Origin of the sequence: Serratia sp. CY33802 (genome assembly GCF_052169095.1) — a bacterium.
GTDB lineage: Bacteria > Pseudomonadota > Gammaproteobacteria > Enterobacterales > Enterobacteriaceae > Serratia > Serratia bockelmannii.
This window is the reverse complement of sequence record NZ_JBJNLL010000003.1, coordinates 163,300-178,718: the sequence shown is the minus strand read 5'-3', so window position 1 is coordinate 178,718 and position 15,419 is coordinate 163,300. Positions and strand designations below refer to the sequence as shown.

12 protein-coding genes are annotated in these 15,419 nt (G+C 61.4%); 10 read left to right on the top strand and 2 right to left on the bottom strand.

The window, feature by feature from the left end:
• Nucleotides 1–2 precede the first annotated feature (2 nt).
• The 6 genes from ACJ8HA_RS14120 to kefC all read left to right on the top strand — a co-directional run bounded on the left by ACJ8HA_RS14120 (nucleotide 3) and on the right by kefC (nucleotide 9,781).
• Nucleotides 3–1,262: a glycosyltransferase gene (locus ACJ8HA_RS14120; RefSeq protein WP_025301530.1), complete on the top strand. Its 1,260-nt coding sequence runs from the start codon at nucleotides 3–5 to the stop codon at nucleotides 1,260–1,262.
• Between the two features lie 263 nt (nucleotides 1,263–1,525).
• Entirely contained in the window at nucleotides 1,526–2,347 is an 822-nt protein-coding gene (dapB, locus tag ACJ8HA_RS14115; RefSeq protein WP_025301531.1) for a 4-hydroxy-tetrahydrodipicolinate reductase, read from the top strand.
• A 470-nt stretch (nucleotides 2,348–2,817) separates the two neighbouring features.
• Nucleotides 2,818–3,966: a glutamine-hydrolyzing carbamoyl-phosphate synthase small subunit gene (carA, locus tag ACJ8HA_RS14110; RefSeq protein WP_071826157.1), complete on the top strand. Its 1,149-nt coding sequence runs from the start codon at nucleotides 2,818–2,820 to the stop codon at nucleotides 3,964–3,966.
• A 16-nt stretch (nucleotides 3,967–3,982) separates the two neighbouring features.
• The gene (carB, locus tag ACJ8HA_RS14105; protein WP_025301533.1) at nucleotides 3,983–7,207 is read left to right on the top strand and encodes a carbamoyl-phosphate synthase large subunit; all 3,225 of its coding nucleotides are present in this window, start codon (nucleotides 3,983–3,985) and stop codon (nucleotides 7,205–7,207) included.
• Nucleotides 7,208–7,377: 170 nt separating this feature from the next.
• The gene (kefF, locus tag ACJ8HA_RS14100) at nucleotides 7,378–7,935 is read left to right on the top strand and encodes a glutathione-regulated potassium-efflux system oxidoreductase KefF (protein ID WP_025301534.1); all 558 of its coding nucleotides are present in this window, start codon (nucleotides 7,378–7,380) and stop codon (nucleotides 7,933–7,935) included.
• Nucleotides 7,928–9,781, top strand: coding sequence for a glutathione-regulated potassium-efflux system protein KefC (gene kefC / locus ACJ8HA_RS14095; RefSeq protein ID WP_442515378.1), 1,854 nt, complete (start codon nucleotides 7,928–7,930; stop codon nucleotides 9,779–9,781). Before kefF ends, kefC begins: the two co-directional genes overlap by 8 nt.
• A gap of 36 nt (nucleotides 9,782–9,817) precedes the next feature.
• Here the strand turns inward: kefC and ACJ8HA_RS14090 are convergent, their stop codons facing one another.
• Complete coding sequence (locus ACJ8HA_RS14090; protein ID WP_025301536.1) at nucleotides 9,818–10,432, bottom strand: LysE family translocator; 615 nt, start codon at nucleotides 10,430–10,432, stop codon at nucleotides 9,818–9,820.
• Nucleotides 10,433–10,559: 127 nt separating this feature from the next.
• On the opposite strand from ACJ8HA_RS14090, the gene ACJ8HA_RS14085 reads away from it, so the two are divergent.
• The 4 genes from ACJ8HA_RS14085 to ACJ8HA_RS14070 all read left to right on the top strand — a co-directional run bounded on the left by ACJ8HA_RS14085 (nucleotide 10,560) and on the right by ACJ8HA_RS14070 (nucleotide 14,517).
• Nucleotides 10,560–11,360, top strand: coding sequence for a threonine/serine ThrE exporter family protein (locus tag ACJ8HA_RS14085; protein WP_043135990.1), 801 nt, complete (start codon nucleotides 10,560–10,562; stop codon nucleotides 11,358–11,360).
• Nucleotides 11,357–11,821: a threonine/serine exporter gene (locus ACJ8HA_RS14080; protein ID WP_015376621.1), complete on the top strand. Its 465-nt coding sequence runs from the start codon at nucleotides 11,357–11,359 to the stop codon at nucleotides 11,819–11,821. Before ACJ8HA_RS14085 ends, ACJ8HA_RS14080 begins: the two co-directional genes overlap by 4 nt.
• A 143-nt stretch (nucleotides 11,822–11,964) precedes the next feature.
• The gene (gene folA, locus ACJ8HA_RS14075) at nucleotides 11,965–12,447 is read left to right on the top strand and encodes a type 3 dihydrofolate reductase (protein WP_025301539.1); all 483 of its coding nucleotides are present in this window, start codon (nucleotides 11,965–11,967) and stop codon (nucleotides 12,445–12,447) included.
• A 180-nt stretch (nucleotides 12,448–12,627) separates the two neighbouring features.
• Nucleotides 12,628–14,517 (top strand): PhoX family protein, encoded by a 1,890-nt coding sequence (locus tag ACJ8HA_RS14070; protein ID WP_442515377.1) that lies wholly within the window; start codon nucleotides 12,628–12,630, stop codon nucleotides 14,515–14,517.
• Nucleotides 14,518–14,567: 50 nt separating this feature from the next.
• On the opposite strand, the gene apaH is transcribed toward ACJ8HA_RS14070, so the two are convergent.
• A complete protein-coding gene (gene apaH / locus ACJ8HA_RS14065; RefSeq protein ID WP_043135986.1) occupies nucleotides 14,568–15,419 on the bottom strand; it encodes a bis(5'-nucleosyl)-tetraphosphatase (symmetrical) ApaH in 852 nt (283 codons plus the stop codon).

Below are 15,419 nucleotides of genomic sequence, written 5' to 3'. Positions count from 1 at the left end.
TGATGGCGGCGGTCGCCACTCCGGGGCACGTCTACCCGATGTTGGCCATCGCTCGCCACCTGGTTGCCCAAGGGCATCAGGTGCGGGTGATGACCGGCGCGCTGTTCCGCGAACGCGCCGAAGCGGCTGGGGCGAGCTTCGTGCCGTTCGACGCGCAGGTGGATTTCGACTATCGCCACCTGGAGGAGCATTTCCCCGAGCGCGCCGCGCTGCCGCCGGGCAATGCGCAGATGGCGCTGGCGCTGAAAGATTTCTTCGCCGCGCCGATCCCGCTGTTGGATCGTCAGCTGCGTGCGGCCATCGCCGCCGAAAAGACCGATCTGCTGATGGTGGAGAACTGCTTCTACGGCGTGCTGCCGCTGCTGCAGTCCGCCGAACGGCCGCCGGTCTTCGGGATCGGCGTCACGCCGCTGTCGTATTCTTCGCGCGACGCCATTTTCTATGGCCCGCGCATCCCGCCGGCGCTGCTGCCGCGGGCGCTGACCCGCGAGCAATTGGTGGATGAAGCGACGCGGGTGTTGCTTGATGAGGTGCAGCAAAGCTTTGATGCCGCGCTGGTGCAAGCGGGCGGGCGGCCGCTGAATCGCCCGTTTACCGATGCGCTGATCGGCGGCTGCGAGCGTTTCCTGCAGTTGGCCACCACGGCGCTGGAATATGAGCGCGACGACCTGCCGAGCGGTGTGCGCTTCGTCGGGCCGCTGCGCAGCGGTGGTCAACCGGCCGCGGAAGAGGCGTTGTGGGAGGAGGACGATCGTCGGCCGCTGGTGATCGTGTCTCAGGGCACGCTGGCCAATGTCGATCTGCATCAGCTGATCGTGCCGACGCTGCAGGCGCTGGCGCATCTGCCGGTGCGGGTGTTGGCCACCACCGGCGGGCGAGCGACCGAAGGGCTGATGGACGCGTTGCCGGACAACGCCCGAGTGCGGGCGTTCATCTCCTTCGAACACTGGTTACCGCAGGCGGCGCTGCTGATCACCAACGGCGGTTACGGCTCGATCAACTATGCGCTGGACAGCGGCGTGCCGCTGATTGTCGCCGGCACCGGCGAGGACAAGCTGGAGGCGGCCGCGCGCGTGGTGGCCGCCGGCTGCGGCATCAGTCTGCACACCAGCACGCCGAGCGCAGAACAGATCCTGGCGGCGGCGTCGCGTATTCTGCAGCAGCCGATCTATCGGCAACGCGCAGCGCTGGTGCGTGAGGACTATGCCCGCCACGATGCGCTCACGGCGATCGCCAACGAAGTGGCCGCCATTACCGCCTGACCTCGCAGTGTTCCTTTCCCCAGGCGCCGTTTTCGGCGCCTTTTTTCTGCATTTTCTTGCCATGGAAACTGCATGATTATGTACAATCGTCGCAGGCCGCCAAATCGGTTGAATGTTAATCTCACGACAGCGCCGCTGATGAAAGCGGGGGAATATCATAATTTTCTAATTATGAAATGAATCCTCTGGCGACGCTGAAGTGGGACGGTTACCCTGAATCGATAGCCTAATGGGATAGGCGTCAAAACAAGAAGAGAGCAAGCATGAGTGATTCACAAATCCGCATTGCGATTGCGGGCGCCGGCGGCCGGATGGGCCGTCAGTTGATCCAGGCGGTGCAGCAGGCGGAAGGCGTGGTGTTGGGAGCGGCGCTGTCGCGCCCGGGTTCAAGCCTGATCGGCGTCGACGCCGGCGAGCTGGCGGGCATCGGCGCGCTGGGCGTCAAGGTGAGCGACAGTCTGGATAACGTGGCGAGCGAGTTCGACATTCTGATCGACTTCACCCGCCCTGAAAGCACCCTGGGCTACCTGGAATTTTGCGTGGCGCACCATAAGGCGATGGTGATTGGTACCACCGGCTTTGATGACGCCGGCAAGCAGGCGATCCGCGATGCGGCGCAACATATCGGCATCGTGTTCGCCGCCAACTTCAGCGTCGGCGTCAACCTGGTGCTGAAACTGCTTGAGAAGGCCGCGCAGGTGATGGGCGACTATACCGATATCGAAATCGTTGAGGCGCACCATCGCCACAAAGTGGATGCGCCGTCGGGCACGGCGTTGGCCATGGGCGAAGCGATCGCCGGCGCGCTGGGGCGCGATCTGAAAAGCTGTGCGGTCTATGCGCGCGAAGGCCATACCGGCGAACGCGATCCGAAAAGCATCGGCTTTGCCACCATTCGCGCCGGCGACATCGTCGGCGAGCACACCGCGATGTTCGCCGACATCGGTGAACGGGTGGAAATCACCCATAAGGCCTCCAGCCGTATGACTTTTGCCAGCGGCGCGGTGCGCGCGGCTTCCTGGTTGCATAACCGGGATAAAGGCCTGTTTGATATGCGCGATGTGCTAAGTTTGGACCAGATATAACTAAATTGAATACCATCGTGATGTGGTTGTGTTGATCATAATGCTATGATAATAGGGCAATAATTTTATTGTCCTTTTTTTTAACATGATAAATATTATGTTTTGTTTACTTTGTCATTGAAGTGGTTGTTTTTGTGTGTTTATCCTGCTGATTACCTCCGTTTTTTCCGCTTACAGCTTTTTTAGCGTCTTTTTCGTCCCATTCTGGCCGCGTTTTCCGTCATTCTTCCCCGCAACCGTTTCCTAGCCCCGGTTTTCTGTGTTTTTATCGCCGCTCACGCCGCATGAGCGCCGAGAACTGCAAAAATAAAACAAAAAATGGCAGTTTGGGTAGACAAGCCAGGCACTCATCATTAAAATGCGCCCAATTTGCCAAAAATTGGCCTCGCGGACGGTTTTTGCATTGATTTAGATCGCGATATCTGAATTAATATGCAAATATTGTGATTGATTATTCCTCGGAGGATGTTTTGATAAAGTCAGCGCTATTGGTTCTGGAAGACGGAACCCAATTCCACGGTCGGGCCATCGGGGCAGAGGGAACGGCAGTGGGGGAAGTGGTCTTCAATACGTCGATGACCGGTTATCAAGAAATCCTCACTGATCCTTCCTATTCCCGCCAGATCGTTACTCTTACTTATCCTCATATCGGCAATGTCGGCACCAATGCTTCCGACGAAGAATCCTCCGCAGTACACGCCCAAGGCCTCGTCATTCGTGACCTCCCGCTGATCGCCAGCAACTACCGCAGTGAAGAAAGCCTGTCCGACTACCTCAAGCGTCACAACATCGTGGCGATCGCCGATATCGATACCCGTAAATTGACCCGCCTGCTGCGCGAAAAAGGCGCCCAGAACGGCTGCATCGTTGCCGCCGATTCGCCGGACGCCGCGCTGGCCCTGGCCAAGGCGCAAGGCTTCCCGGGGTTGAAGGGCATGGATTTGGCGAAAGAGGTCACCACTCAAGAGGCCTACAGCTGGCAGCAAGGCAGCTGGACGCTTGAAGGCGATCTGCCGGAAGCCAAAACCGCCGCGGAACTGCCGTTCCACGTGGTGGCTTACGACTACGGCGCCAAGCGCAACATCTTGCGCATGCTGGTGGATCGCGGCTGCCGCCTGACCGTGGTGCCGGCGCAGACCCCAGCCGACGAAGTGCTGAAAATGAATCCGGACGGCATCTTCCTGTCCAACGGCCCGGGCGACCCGGAGCCGTGCGACTACGCCATCGCCGCCATCAAACAGTTCCTGGAAACCGACATTCCGGTGTTCGGCATCTGTCTGGGTCACCAGCTGCTGGCGCTGGCCAGCGGGGCGAAAACCATGAAGATGAAGCTCGGCCACCACGGCGGCAACCACCCGGTGAAGGATCTGGACAACAACACCGTGATGATCACCGCGCAGAACCACGGCTTTGCGGTAGATGAAAACAACCTGCCGGCGAATCTGCGCGTGACGCACAAATCGCTGTTCGACCACACGGTGCAGGGCATTCACCGCACCGACAAGGCGGCGTTCAGCTTCCAGGGGCACCCGGAAGCCAGCCCAGGCCCGCACGACGCCGCGCCGCTGTTCGATCACTTTATCGAACTGATTGAGACTTACCGTTCTAACGCCAAATAATCAGGAGCAGTAAAAAATGCCAAAACGTACAGACATAAAAAGCATCCTGATCCTCGGCGCGGGTCCGATCGTTATCGGCCAGGCGTGTGAGTTCGACTACTCGGGCGCCCAGGCGTGTAAAGCGCTGCGCGAAGAGGGCTACCGCGTCATTCTGGTCAACTCCAACCCGGCGACCATCATGACCGACCCGGAGATGGCCGACGCGACCTACATTGAGCCGATCCACTGGGAAGTGGTGCGCAAGATCATCGAAAAAGAGCGCCCGGATGCGGTGCTGCCGACCATGGGCGGCCAGACGGCGCTGAACTGCGCGCTGGAGCTGGAGCGTCAGGGCGTGCTGGCCGAGTTCGGCGTCACCATGATCGGCGCGACCGCCGATGCCATCGACAAGGCCGAAGACCGCCGCCGTTTCGACGTGGCGATGAAGAAAATCGGTTTGGATACCGCGCGTTCCGGCATCGCGCACACCATGGAAGAAGCGCTGGCGGTAGCCGCTGACGTCGGCTTCCCGTGCATTATCCGTCCTTCCTTTACCATGGGCGGCACCGGCGGCGGCATCGCTTACAACCGCGAAGAGTTTGAAGAGATCTGCGAACGCGGTCTGGACCTGTCGCCGACCAACGAGCTGCTGATCGACGAATCGCTGATCGGTTGGAAAGAGTACGAGATGGAAGTGGTGCGTGATAAGAACGACAACTGCATCATCGTTTGCTCCATCGAAAACTTCGACGCCATGGGCATCCACACCGGCGACTCGATCACCGTTGCGCCGGCCCAGACCCTGACCGACAAGGAATACCAAATCATGCGCAACGCCTCGATGGCGGTGCTGCGTGAGATCGGCGTTGAAACCGGCGGCTCCAACGTGCAGTTCTCGGTTAACCCGAAAACCGGCCGCCTGATCGTCATCGAGATGAACCCGCGCGTGTCGCGCTCTTCGGCGCTGGCGTCGAAAGCCACCGGCTTCCCGATCGCCAAGATCGCCGCCAAACTGGCGGTGGGCTATACCCTCGATGAGCTGATGAACGACATCACCGGCGGCCGCACTCCGGCGTCGTTCGAGCCGTCCATCGACTACGTCGTGACCAAGATCCCGCGCTTCAACTTCGAGAAGTTCGCCGGCGCCAACGATCGCCTGACTACCCAGATGAAGTCGGTCGGCGAAGTGATGGCCATCGGCCGCACTCAGCAGGAGTCGCTGCAGAAAGCGCTGCGCGGTCTGGAAGTGGGCGCCACCGGCTTCGATCCGAAAGTGAGCCTGGACGATCCGGAAGCGCTGACCAAAATCCGCCGCGAGCTGAAAGACGCCGGTTCCGACCGCATCTGGTACATCGCCGACGCCTTCCGCGCCGGTCTGTCGGTCGACGGCGTCTTCAACCTGACCAACGTCGATCGCTGGTTCCTGGTGCAGATTGAAGAGCTGGTGCGCCTGGAAGAGCAGGTAGCCGAAGCGGGCATCAATGGCCTGGACAAAGACTTCCTGCGCACGTTGAAGCGCAAGGGCTTCGCCGATGCGCGTCTGGCCAAGCTAGCCGGTGTCGCCGAGAGCGAAATTCGCAAGCTGCGTCACAGCCACGGTCTGCATCCGGTGTACAAGCGCGTGGATACCTGCGCGGCGGAATTCGCCACCGACACCGCCTACATGTACTCCACCTATGAAGAAGAGTGCGAGTCCAACCCGACCAACGACCGGCCGAAAGTGATGGTGTTGGGCGGCGGGCCGAACCGTATCGGCCAAGGCATCGAGTTCGACTACTGCTGCGTGCACGCCTCTCTGGCGCTGCGCGAAGACGGTTACGAGACCATCATGGTCAACTGTAACCCGGAAACCGTCTCCACCGACTACGACACCTCGGACCGCCTGTACTTTGAGCCGGTGACCCTGGAAGACGTGCTGGAAATCGTGCGCATCGAGAAACCAAAAGGCGTTATCGTACAGTACGGCGGCCAGACCCCGCTGAAGCTGGCGCGTGAGCTGGAAGCCGCAGGCGTGCCGATCATCGGCACCAGCCCGGACGCCATCGACCGTGCCGAAGACCGCGAACGCTTCCAGCAGGCGGTCAACCGCCTGGGCCTGAAGCAGCCGGCCAACGCCACCGTTACCGCCATCGAGCAGGCGGTCGAGAAGGCGGCGGGCATCGGCTATCCGCTGGTAGTACGTCCTTCCTACGTGCTGGGCGGCCGGGCGATGGAAATCGTCTATGACGAAACCGACCTGCGCCGTTATTTCCAGACCGCGGTCAGCGTGTCCAACGATGCGCCGGTGTTGCTGGACCGCTTCCTGGACGACGCGGTGGAAGTGGACGTCGATGCTATCTGCGACGGCGAGCGCGTGCTGATTGGCGGCATCATGGAGCACATCGAGCAGGCGGGCGTGCACTCCGGCGACTCCGCGTGCTCACTGCCGGCGTACACCCTGAGCCAGGAAATTCAGGACGTGATGCGTCGCCAGGTGGAAAAACTGGCGTTCGAGCTGCAGGTGCGCGGTCTGATGAACGTACAGTTCGCGGTGAAAGACAACGAAGTCTACCTGATTGAAGTCAACCCGCGCGCCGCGCGTACCGTGCCGTTCGTGTCCAAAGCGACCGGCGTGCCGCTGGCCAAAGTGGCCGCGCGCGTGATGGCGGGCAAAACGCTGGTTGAGCAGGGCGTGACCGAAGAAATTATCCCGCCGTACTACTCGGTGAAAGAAGTGGTGCTGCCGTTCAACAAATTCCCGGGCGTCGACCCGATTCTGGGGCCGGAAATGCGCTCTACCGGGGAAGTGATGGGCGTAGGCCGCACCTTCGCGGAAGCCTTCTCCAAAGCGATGCTGGGCAGCAACTCGGGCATGAAGAAGCAGGGCCGCGCGCTGCTGTCGGTGCGCGAAGGCGATAAAGCCCGCGTGGTCGATTTGGCCGCCAGCCTGCTGAAGCAGGGCTTCGAGTTGGATGCCACCCACGGCACCGCGGTGGTGCTGGGCGAAGCGGGCATCAACCCGCGTCTGGTCAACAAGGTGCACGAAGGGCGTCCGCACATTCAAGACCGTATCAAGAACGGCGAGTACACCTACATCGTCAACACCACGGCAGGCCGCCAGGCGATTGAGGACTCCAAGCTGATTCGCCGCAGCGCCCTGCAGTACAAGGTGCACTACGACACCACGCTGAACGGCGGCTTTGCCACCGCGATGGCGCTGAAAGCGGATCCGACCGAGCAGGTGACTTCGGTGCAGGAAATGCACGCGCGTATCGGCAAGTAACCGCGCGAGAACGTTATGCCAGGGCGCTGCAGATGCAGCGCCTTTTTTTATTCAGCGAATTTGTCGGCTGGTGTTAAAAATTTCCGCTATCAATCAGTGGGCAAACTGTCACTCTGTGTGATTGGTATATGCTTGGTGTATTGGCAAGAAACGAAGGAACGACGATAACAATGATTCTGATAATTTATGCTCACCCGTATCCCCGGCATTCGCATGCCAATCAGCGCCTGCTGCAGGCGGTGAGGGATCTCCCCGAGGTAGAGGTGCGCTCGCTGTATGAGCTGTACCCCGATTTCAATATCGATATCAACGCCGAGCAACAGGCGCTGGAGCGCGCCGACCTGGTGGTGCTGCAGCATCCGATGCAGTGGTACAGCTTCCCGCCGCTGTTGAAGCTGTGGATCGACAAAGTGCTGGAGCACGGCTGGGCCTACGGCCACGACGGCAATGCGCTGGTGGGTAAAGACTGCCTGTGGGCAGTGACCAGCGGCGGCGACGAGCACCACTTCGAGCTGGGCGACTTTCCTAACTTCGCTACGCTGGCGCAGCCGCTGCAGGCTACGGCGATCTATTGCGGCATGAACTGGCAACCTTATTTCGCCGTGCACAACACCTTTACCTGCAACGAGCCGGCGCTGCTCGCCGCCGGCGAAGCCTACCGCCAGCGGTTGGTTGACTACCTGATGGAACATGCCGAAGCGGAAACCCGGGAGGCCAGCCATGGATAACCATCACATGATGATCGAGGGACTGATCTACCTCGGCTCCGCGGCGCTGTTCGTGCCGATCGCGGTGCGACTGGGGCTGGGCTCGGTGCTTGGCTACCTGATCGCCGGCTGTATTATCGGCCCCTGGGGGCTGAAGCTGGTGTCGGATGCCGAGTCGATCCTGACCTTCGCCGAGATCGGCGTGGTGCTGATGTTGTTTATCATCGGCCTGGAGCTGGATCCCAAGCGGCTGTGGACGCTGCGCGCCTCGGTGTTCGGCGGCGGCAGCATCCAAATGGTGGGCTGTGGCCTGGCGCTGAGCGCCTTCTGTTACTTCCTCGGCCTCAACTGGAAGGTGGCGCTGCTGATCGGCTTGACGCTGGCGCTTTCATCTACCGCCATCGCCATGCAGGCGATGAGCGAACGTAATTTGACGCCGTCGCCAATCGGCCGCAGCGCGTTTGCGGTGCTGCTGTTCCAGGATATCGCGGCGATCCCGCTGGTGGCGATGATCCCGCTGCTCGCCAGCAGCGGCGCCACCACCACGCTGGGCGCTTTCGTAATGTCGGCGGCCAAGGTGGTGGGCGCGTTGACGATGGTGGTGCTGCTCGGCCGCTACGTCACCCGCCCGCTGCTGCACTTCGTCGCCCGTTCGGGCATGCGCGAGGTGTTCAGCGCCGTGGCGCTGTTCCTGGTGTTCGGTTTTGGCATCCTGCTGGAGATGGCCGGACTGTCGATGGCGATGGGGGCGTTCCTCGCCGGGGTACTGCTGGCGAGCTCGGAATACCGTCACGCACTGGAGAGCGATATTCAGCCGTTCAAGGGGTTGCTGCTGGGGCTGTTCTTTATCGGCGTTGGCATGTCGATTGACTTCGGCACCCTGTTCCATCACCCGCTGCTGATCGCCTCGCTGCTGCTGGGCTTTATGTTGATCAAGGCGGCGCTGCTGTGGCTGATTGGGCCGCTGCTCGGGGTGCCGAAGCGCCAGCGCGGCCTGTTCGCCATTCTGCTGGGCCAGGGCAGTGAGTTTGCCTTTGTGATTTTCAGCGCCGCGCAGCTGGCCGGCGTATTGCCGGTCGAATGGGCCAAATCGCTGACGCTGGCGGTAGCGCTGTCGATGGCGGCCACGCCGCTGTTGTTGGTGATCGCCGCGCAGCTGGAAAAAAATGCGCCGAAAGAGGAGCGCCCGGCTGACGTCATCGACGACGAGAATGCCAGCGTGATCATTGCCGGCTTCGGCCGTTTCGGCCAGATCGCCGGCCGTTTGCTGTTGGCCAACGGCGTGCACACCGTGGTACTGGATCACGATCCGGACCATATTGAAACGCTGCGCAAATTCGACACCAAGGTGTTTTACGGCGACGCCACGCGGGCCGATCTGCTGGAGGCCGCCGGCGCCGCTCACGCCAAGGTGCTGATCAACGCCATCGACGATGTGGAAGACAGCCTGGCGTTAACCGAGCTGGCCAGGCAGCACTTCCCGCATCTGAAGGTGGTGGCGCGGGCGCGCGACGTCGATCATTGGTATCAGCTGCGGCAGCTGGGGGTGGAAAAACCGGAGCGCGAAACTTTCGAAAGCTCGCTGCGCATCGGCCGTGAAACGCTGGAACTGCTGGGGCTGGACGCCTATGAGGCGCGCGAGAAGGCGGACACGTTCCGCCGCTATAACCTGAAGATGCTGGAAGACACGCTGGAGAATTATCAGGATACTGAATTCCGTATCGCCAGCCTGCAGCGAGCCAAGGAGATGCTCAGTGCGGCCATCGAGCAGGATCAGAATCGGCTGTCGCGGGTGCAGCAGACCGGCTGGCGCGGCAGTATCGACGGCAAGGCGCCGGAAGATGAGGTGGTGGAAGCCAAAGGATAACAGCAGGGGCGCCGTAATGGCGCCCCGTTTTTTTGCTTAGCTCAACGCGACCTTGATCCCTAAGGCGATCAGCATGCCGCCCAGCAATTTGTCGACGACCTTCTGCGTCTTTTCCAGCCCGCGGCGCACCGGCCCGCTTTGGATCAGGAACACCAGCAGCGGCCACCAGATGACCGACAGGCCGAGAATAATCCCCGCGTACCACAGCTTGTCGCCCAGGCCGGAATCGATCTGCAGCACCTGGGTAAATACCGCCAGGAAGAACAGGGTGGCTTTCGGGTTCAGCAGGTTGCACAGGTAGCCTTGCGCAAAGGCGCTCTTCAGGCTGACCTGCTGCTGCGGCAGATTGCTGACGTTCATTTTGCCGCCGCCGCGCGACAGCAGCGCCTGGATGCCGATCCACACCAGATAGACCGCCCCGGCGTATTTCAGCAGGTTAAACAGCCACGGCGTGGTGGTGATCACCACCGCCAGCCCGGCGACGCAGTAGGACATGTGGGTGGCGACACCGCATATCACGCCGAATGCGGTCATCATGGCGGCTAGCCGAGGATAGCGGGCGGCGTTTTTGATCACCAGGAAAAAATCCGGGCCGGGGGAGAGCATGCCGAGGGCGGCAATGCCGGCGACGAACAGCGAAGTTTCAAGCATGGGAGCGTCTCGCGCAAAAGACAGAGTTCTGGCGATAATAACGCCGCTTCCTCTGATGCGCATCAACCCAATGAGGTATTGTTAGGCTCTATGATAATAATTCATCTACCGCCAGCGACGGAGCACCATGCAGCAGACTACCGCCACAGAGAGGCCGGAGCCGCACCGGCAACAGCGTGAAATTACCCGCTTGTGCATTCAATGCGCGCTGCTGCTGTTGCAGCACGGCGCCGAGAGCACGGTGGTGGAACAGCTGTCGACCCGCCTGGGGTTGGCGCTGGGGATGGACAGCGTGGAAAGTTCAATCTCCGCCAATGCGGTGGTGTTGACCACCCTCAGCCACGGCGCCTGCCTGACCACCACCCGCAAGAATGTCGATCGCGGCATCAATATGCAGGTGGTGACCGAAGTGCAGCATATCGTGATCCTCGCCGAGCATCGCCTGGCGGATGCGCACGACGTGGCGCGTCGCTTTGAAAGGATCCGGCCGCTGCGCTACCCGCGCTGGCTGGTGGTGCTGATGGTGGGCCTGTCCTGTGGATGTTTCAGCATGCTCAACGGCGGCGGCGGCGACGCCTTTTTGGTGACCTTTATCGCCAGCGGCGCGGCGATGCTGGTGCGCCAGATCCTCACCGCCCGCCAGATGAATCCGCTGATCAATTTTTGCCTGACGGCGTTTGTCGCTACGTCGATATCTGGGCTGCTGCTGCGCCTACCGGTGTTTAAAGAGACCTCGAGCGTGGCGATGGCCGCCAGCGTGCTGTTGCTGGTGCCGGGCTTCCCGCTGATCAACGCAGTGGCCGATATGTTTAAGGGGCACGTCAACACCGGGCTGGCGCGCTGGGCGATGGCCAGCCTGCTGACGCTGGCCACCTGCATCGGGGTGGTGATGGCGATGTCGCTGTGGGATCTGCGGGGGTGGTCATGAATCTGCTGTGGGCATTGTTGCAGGAGATGCTGTTGGCGGCGGTACCGGCGCTGGGCTTCGCCATGGTGTTCAACGTACCGTTGCGTGCGCTGCGCTATTGCGCGTTGCTCGGGGCAATCGGGCGCGGCTCGCGCATGTTGATGATGCACGCTGGCATGAATATCGAGTGGGCGTCGCTGCTGGCGGCGATCCTGATCGGTATCATCGGCATCTACTGGTCGCGCTGGCTGTTGGCGCATCCGAAGGTATTCACCGTGGCGGCGGTGATCCCGATGTTCCCCGGCATTTCCGCCTATACCGCGATGATAACTGTGGTAGAGATCTCGCATCTTGGCTACAGCGAAGCCTTGATGGAGACCATGATCACCAACTTCCTCAAGGCCAGTTTCATCGTCGGCGCGTTGTCGATCGGCCTGTCGTTACCGGGCCTGTGGCTGTATCGCAAACGCCCCGGCGTGTGAAATTTCCCGGCGGGCGATCGTTGGTTATTAGATATGCTGATAAGAGCTATCTTATATATTCATCTTGCTTGATTAGCCTATCGACGGCACTCAGGCCTTTACGTATAGTGTCACCAATTTTGCTGCCTACACAGGGTTAAACAATGATTATCAGCCTGATCGCTGCCTTGGCGGCGGATCGCGTTATTGGCATGGAAAACGCCATGCCGTGGCACCTGCCGGCGGACCTGGCGTGGTTTAAACGCAACACGTTGAATAAGCCGGTTATTATGGGCCGCAAGACCTTCGAGTCCATCGGCCGCCCGCTGCCGGGCCGCCACAATATCGTTTTGAGCAGCCGCCCAGGCAATGCCGCCGGGGTGACCTGGGTGACCTCGCTGGATGAGGCGCTGGCCGCCGCGGGTGAGGTGGAAGAAGTGATGGTGATCGGCGGTGGGCGCATCTATACCCAGCTGCTGCCGCGCGCCGATCGCCTGTACCTGACGCACATCGACGCCGAAGTCGGCGGCGATACTCACTTCCCGGATTACGAGCCGGACGAGTGGGAAACCACGTTCAGCGAATTCCACGACGCCGACGAGCTGAACTCGCACAGCTACTGCTTCGAAATCCTGCAGCGCCGCTGATTTCAGCGCGTTAGCCAGCTATCCCCGGGGGCGCAAGCAATTGCGCCCCCGGTCTTTTTGCGCCGGTCATTCGTAACCTTTCCGTCACATTACCTGATTAGTATGAAGCCCAACTCCGAGCGCCACGGCAACTCTGGTGAATCTTGACCGCGGCGCCATAACTAAAAAGGTAACCACGTTATGACCAAGCAAATTGAGCAATTAGACGCCGACCGCCTGATCGATCGCACTCGCCGCAAGCTGCTGCTCGGCAGCGCCGGCGCCGTCGGCCTGGCCGGTTTTCTCGGCGGCGGCATCTGGTCGGTCTCCGCCGAGGCGTTAGCCGAGGATCTGCCGCCGAACACGCTGCTGGGTTTCCGGGGCATCGCCGCGTCTACCGCCGATGAAGTGACGATAGCGCCAGGCTACCGCGCCGAGGTGCTGATCTCCTGGGGCGAGCCGCTGGTGGACGGCGCGCCGGCCTTCGATCCGCAGGGCAACAACAGCGCCGCCGATCAGGAAAAACAGTTTGGCGACAACAACGATGGCATGAGCTTCTTCCCTATCGATGACAATCACGGCGTGATGGCCATCAATAACGAATACGTTAACGAGCAGTACCTGTTCGCCCACGGCGGCGCCAAGGCCACCAGCCTGGAAGAGGTGCGCAAATCGCAGGCGGCGCACGGCGTCTCCATTGTCGCGGTCAAGCGGGTCGGCGACGGCCAGCGCTGGGCGGTGGAGCGCCCGTCGCGCTATAACCGCCGCATCACCGCCAACAGCGAGATGCAATTCAACGGCCCGGCCGCCGGACATCCGCTGTTGCAGACCGCCGCCGATCCGAGCGGCCGCAAGGTGCTGGGCACGTTCGGCAATTGCGCCAACGGCAAGACGCCGTGGGGCACCTACCTGACCTGCGAGGAAAACTTCGACACCTATTTCGGCACCCGTCAGGCCGATTATCGAACCACGCCGGAACAGAAGCGCTACACGCTGAAGGTCAACGAACCGGAGCGCAACTGGCCGGACTATGACGAGCGCTTCGATGTGGCGAAGAATCCCAACGAATTCAACCGCCACGGCTGGATCGTCGAGATCGATCCGTTGAATCCGACCTCGACGCCCATCAAGCACACCGCGCTCGGCCGCTTCAAACATGAAAACGCGGCGGTGACGGTGGCCAAAGACGGCCGTCTGGTGGTGTATATGGGCGACGACGAGCGCGGTGAACATATCTATAAGTACGTTTCCAAAGGCGTGGTCGACGCCGCCAATCCGGCCAACAATCGCACGCTGCTGGACGAGGGAACGCTGTACGTGGCGCAGTTCGACGGCGACGAAGCCGGCACGCCGCTGAAGGGCAAAGGGCGCTGGATTGCGCTCGAGTTCGGCAAGAACGGCCTGACGCCGGAGAACGGCTTCCGCGACGAGGCCGAAGTGCTGATCTTCGCCCGCAAGGCGGCGCAGCAGGCCGGCGCCACCAAGATGGATCGCCCTGAGTGGATCGCGGTCAACCCGCATGACGGGCGCGCGTACTGCACGCTGACCAACAACAGCAAGCGCGGCGAGGAAGGGATGCCGTTGAACGCCGCCAACCCGCGACCGAACAATATCTACGGCCAAATCATTCGCTGGGACGAGGGCGGCGACGCCACCGCCGACGTCTTCGCCTGGGACATCTATGCGTTGTGCGGCAACCCGATCGCCCACCCCGAAGGCGTCAACCGCGGCACGCCGAATATCACGGCGGAAAATACCTTCAACAGCCCGGACGGGCTGGGCTTCGATCGCGCCGGCCGCCTGTGGATCCTCACCGATGGCAAGTACAGCAACAAGGGCGATTACGTCGGGCAGGGCAACAACCAGATGCTGGTGGGCGATCCGGTCAGCGGCGAGATCCGCCGTTTCATGGTGGGGCCAAAGTCCTGCGAACTGACCGGCCTCACCTTCACCCCGGACTACAAGACGATGTTCGTCAACGTACAGCATCCGGGAGAAGAGGGCGATTCGCACTTCCCGAACAACAGCCCGCGCCCGCGTTCATCGGTGTTGATGATCACGCGTGAAGATGGCGGAGTGATTGGAGCGTAAGGCGGCAATCAATACAGGACAAAGGCGGCCACCGGGCCGCCTTTATCGTTTCAGGATGCGGCTAATCTGCCGGCGTGGTCAGGCGCTTCGCCGCGATTGGCGGGTTGCGTGAAGTAACGGCGGTCTTCCCAGCGCAGCATCGTCAGATCGCCGCCCCAGCAGCAGCCGGTATCCAGCCCGATCACGCCCTCCGGCGTACCCTTGCCTTCCAGCGAGGCCCAGTGGCCGAAGATGATGGTGTATTCCGGATCCACCAGGCGCGGCAGCTCGAACCACGGTTTCAGCGGCGCCGGCGCGCTGCCCGGCGCATCTTTGCAGATCATGTCGAGCTGGCCGTTGGGGAAGCAGTAGCGCATGCGCGTCAGCGCATTGGTGCTGAAACGAAGGCGCGCCAGGCCGCTCAGCTCCGGCGCCCAGTTGTTCGGCATGTCGCCGTACATGGCGTCGAGGAACAGCGGATAGCTGTCGCTGCTCAATACCGCCTCCACTTCGCGTGCGCACATTTTCGCGGTGTCGATGTCCCACTGCGGGGTGATGCCGGCGTGGGCCATCACCAGCTTTTGCTCATCATCCACCTGCAGCACCGGTTGGCGGCGCAGCCAATTGATCAGCTCGTCGGCGTCCGGCGCTTCCAGCAGCGGCGTGATGCGATCTTTGGGTTTGTTGCGGCTAATGCCGGCGTAAACCGCCAGCAGGTGCAGATCGTGGTTGCCCAGCACCATGCGCACCGCCGGGCCGAGCGAGCGCACATAGCGCAGCACGTCCAGCGAGGCGGGGCCGCGCGCCACCAGATCGCCGGTCAGCCACAGTTGATCGCGCTCGGGATCGAAAGCAGCCTGAGCCAGCAGCGACTTCAGTTCATCGAAACAGCCGTGAACGTCGCCGATAAGGTATGTCGACAT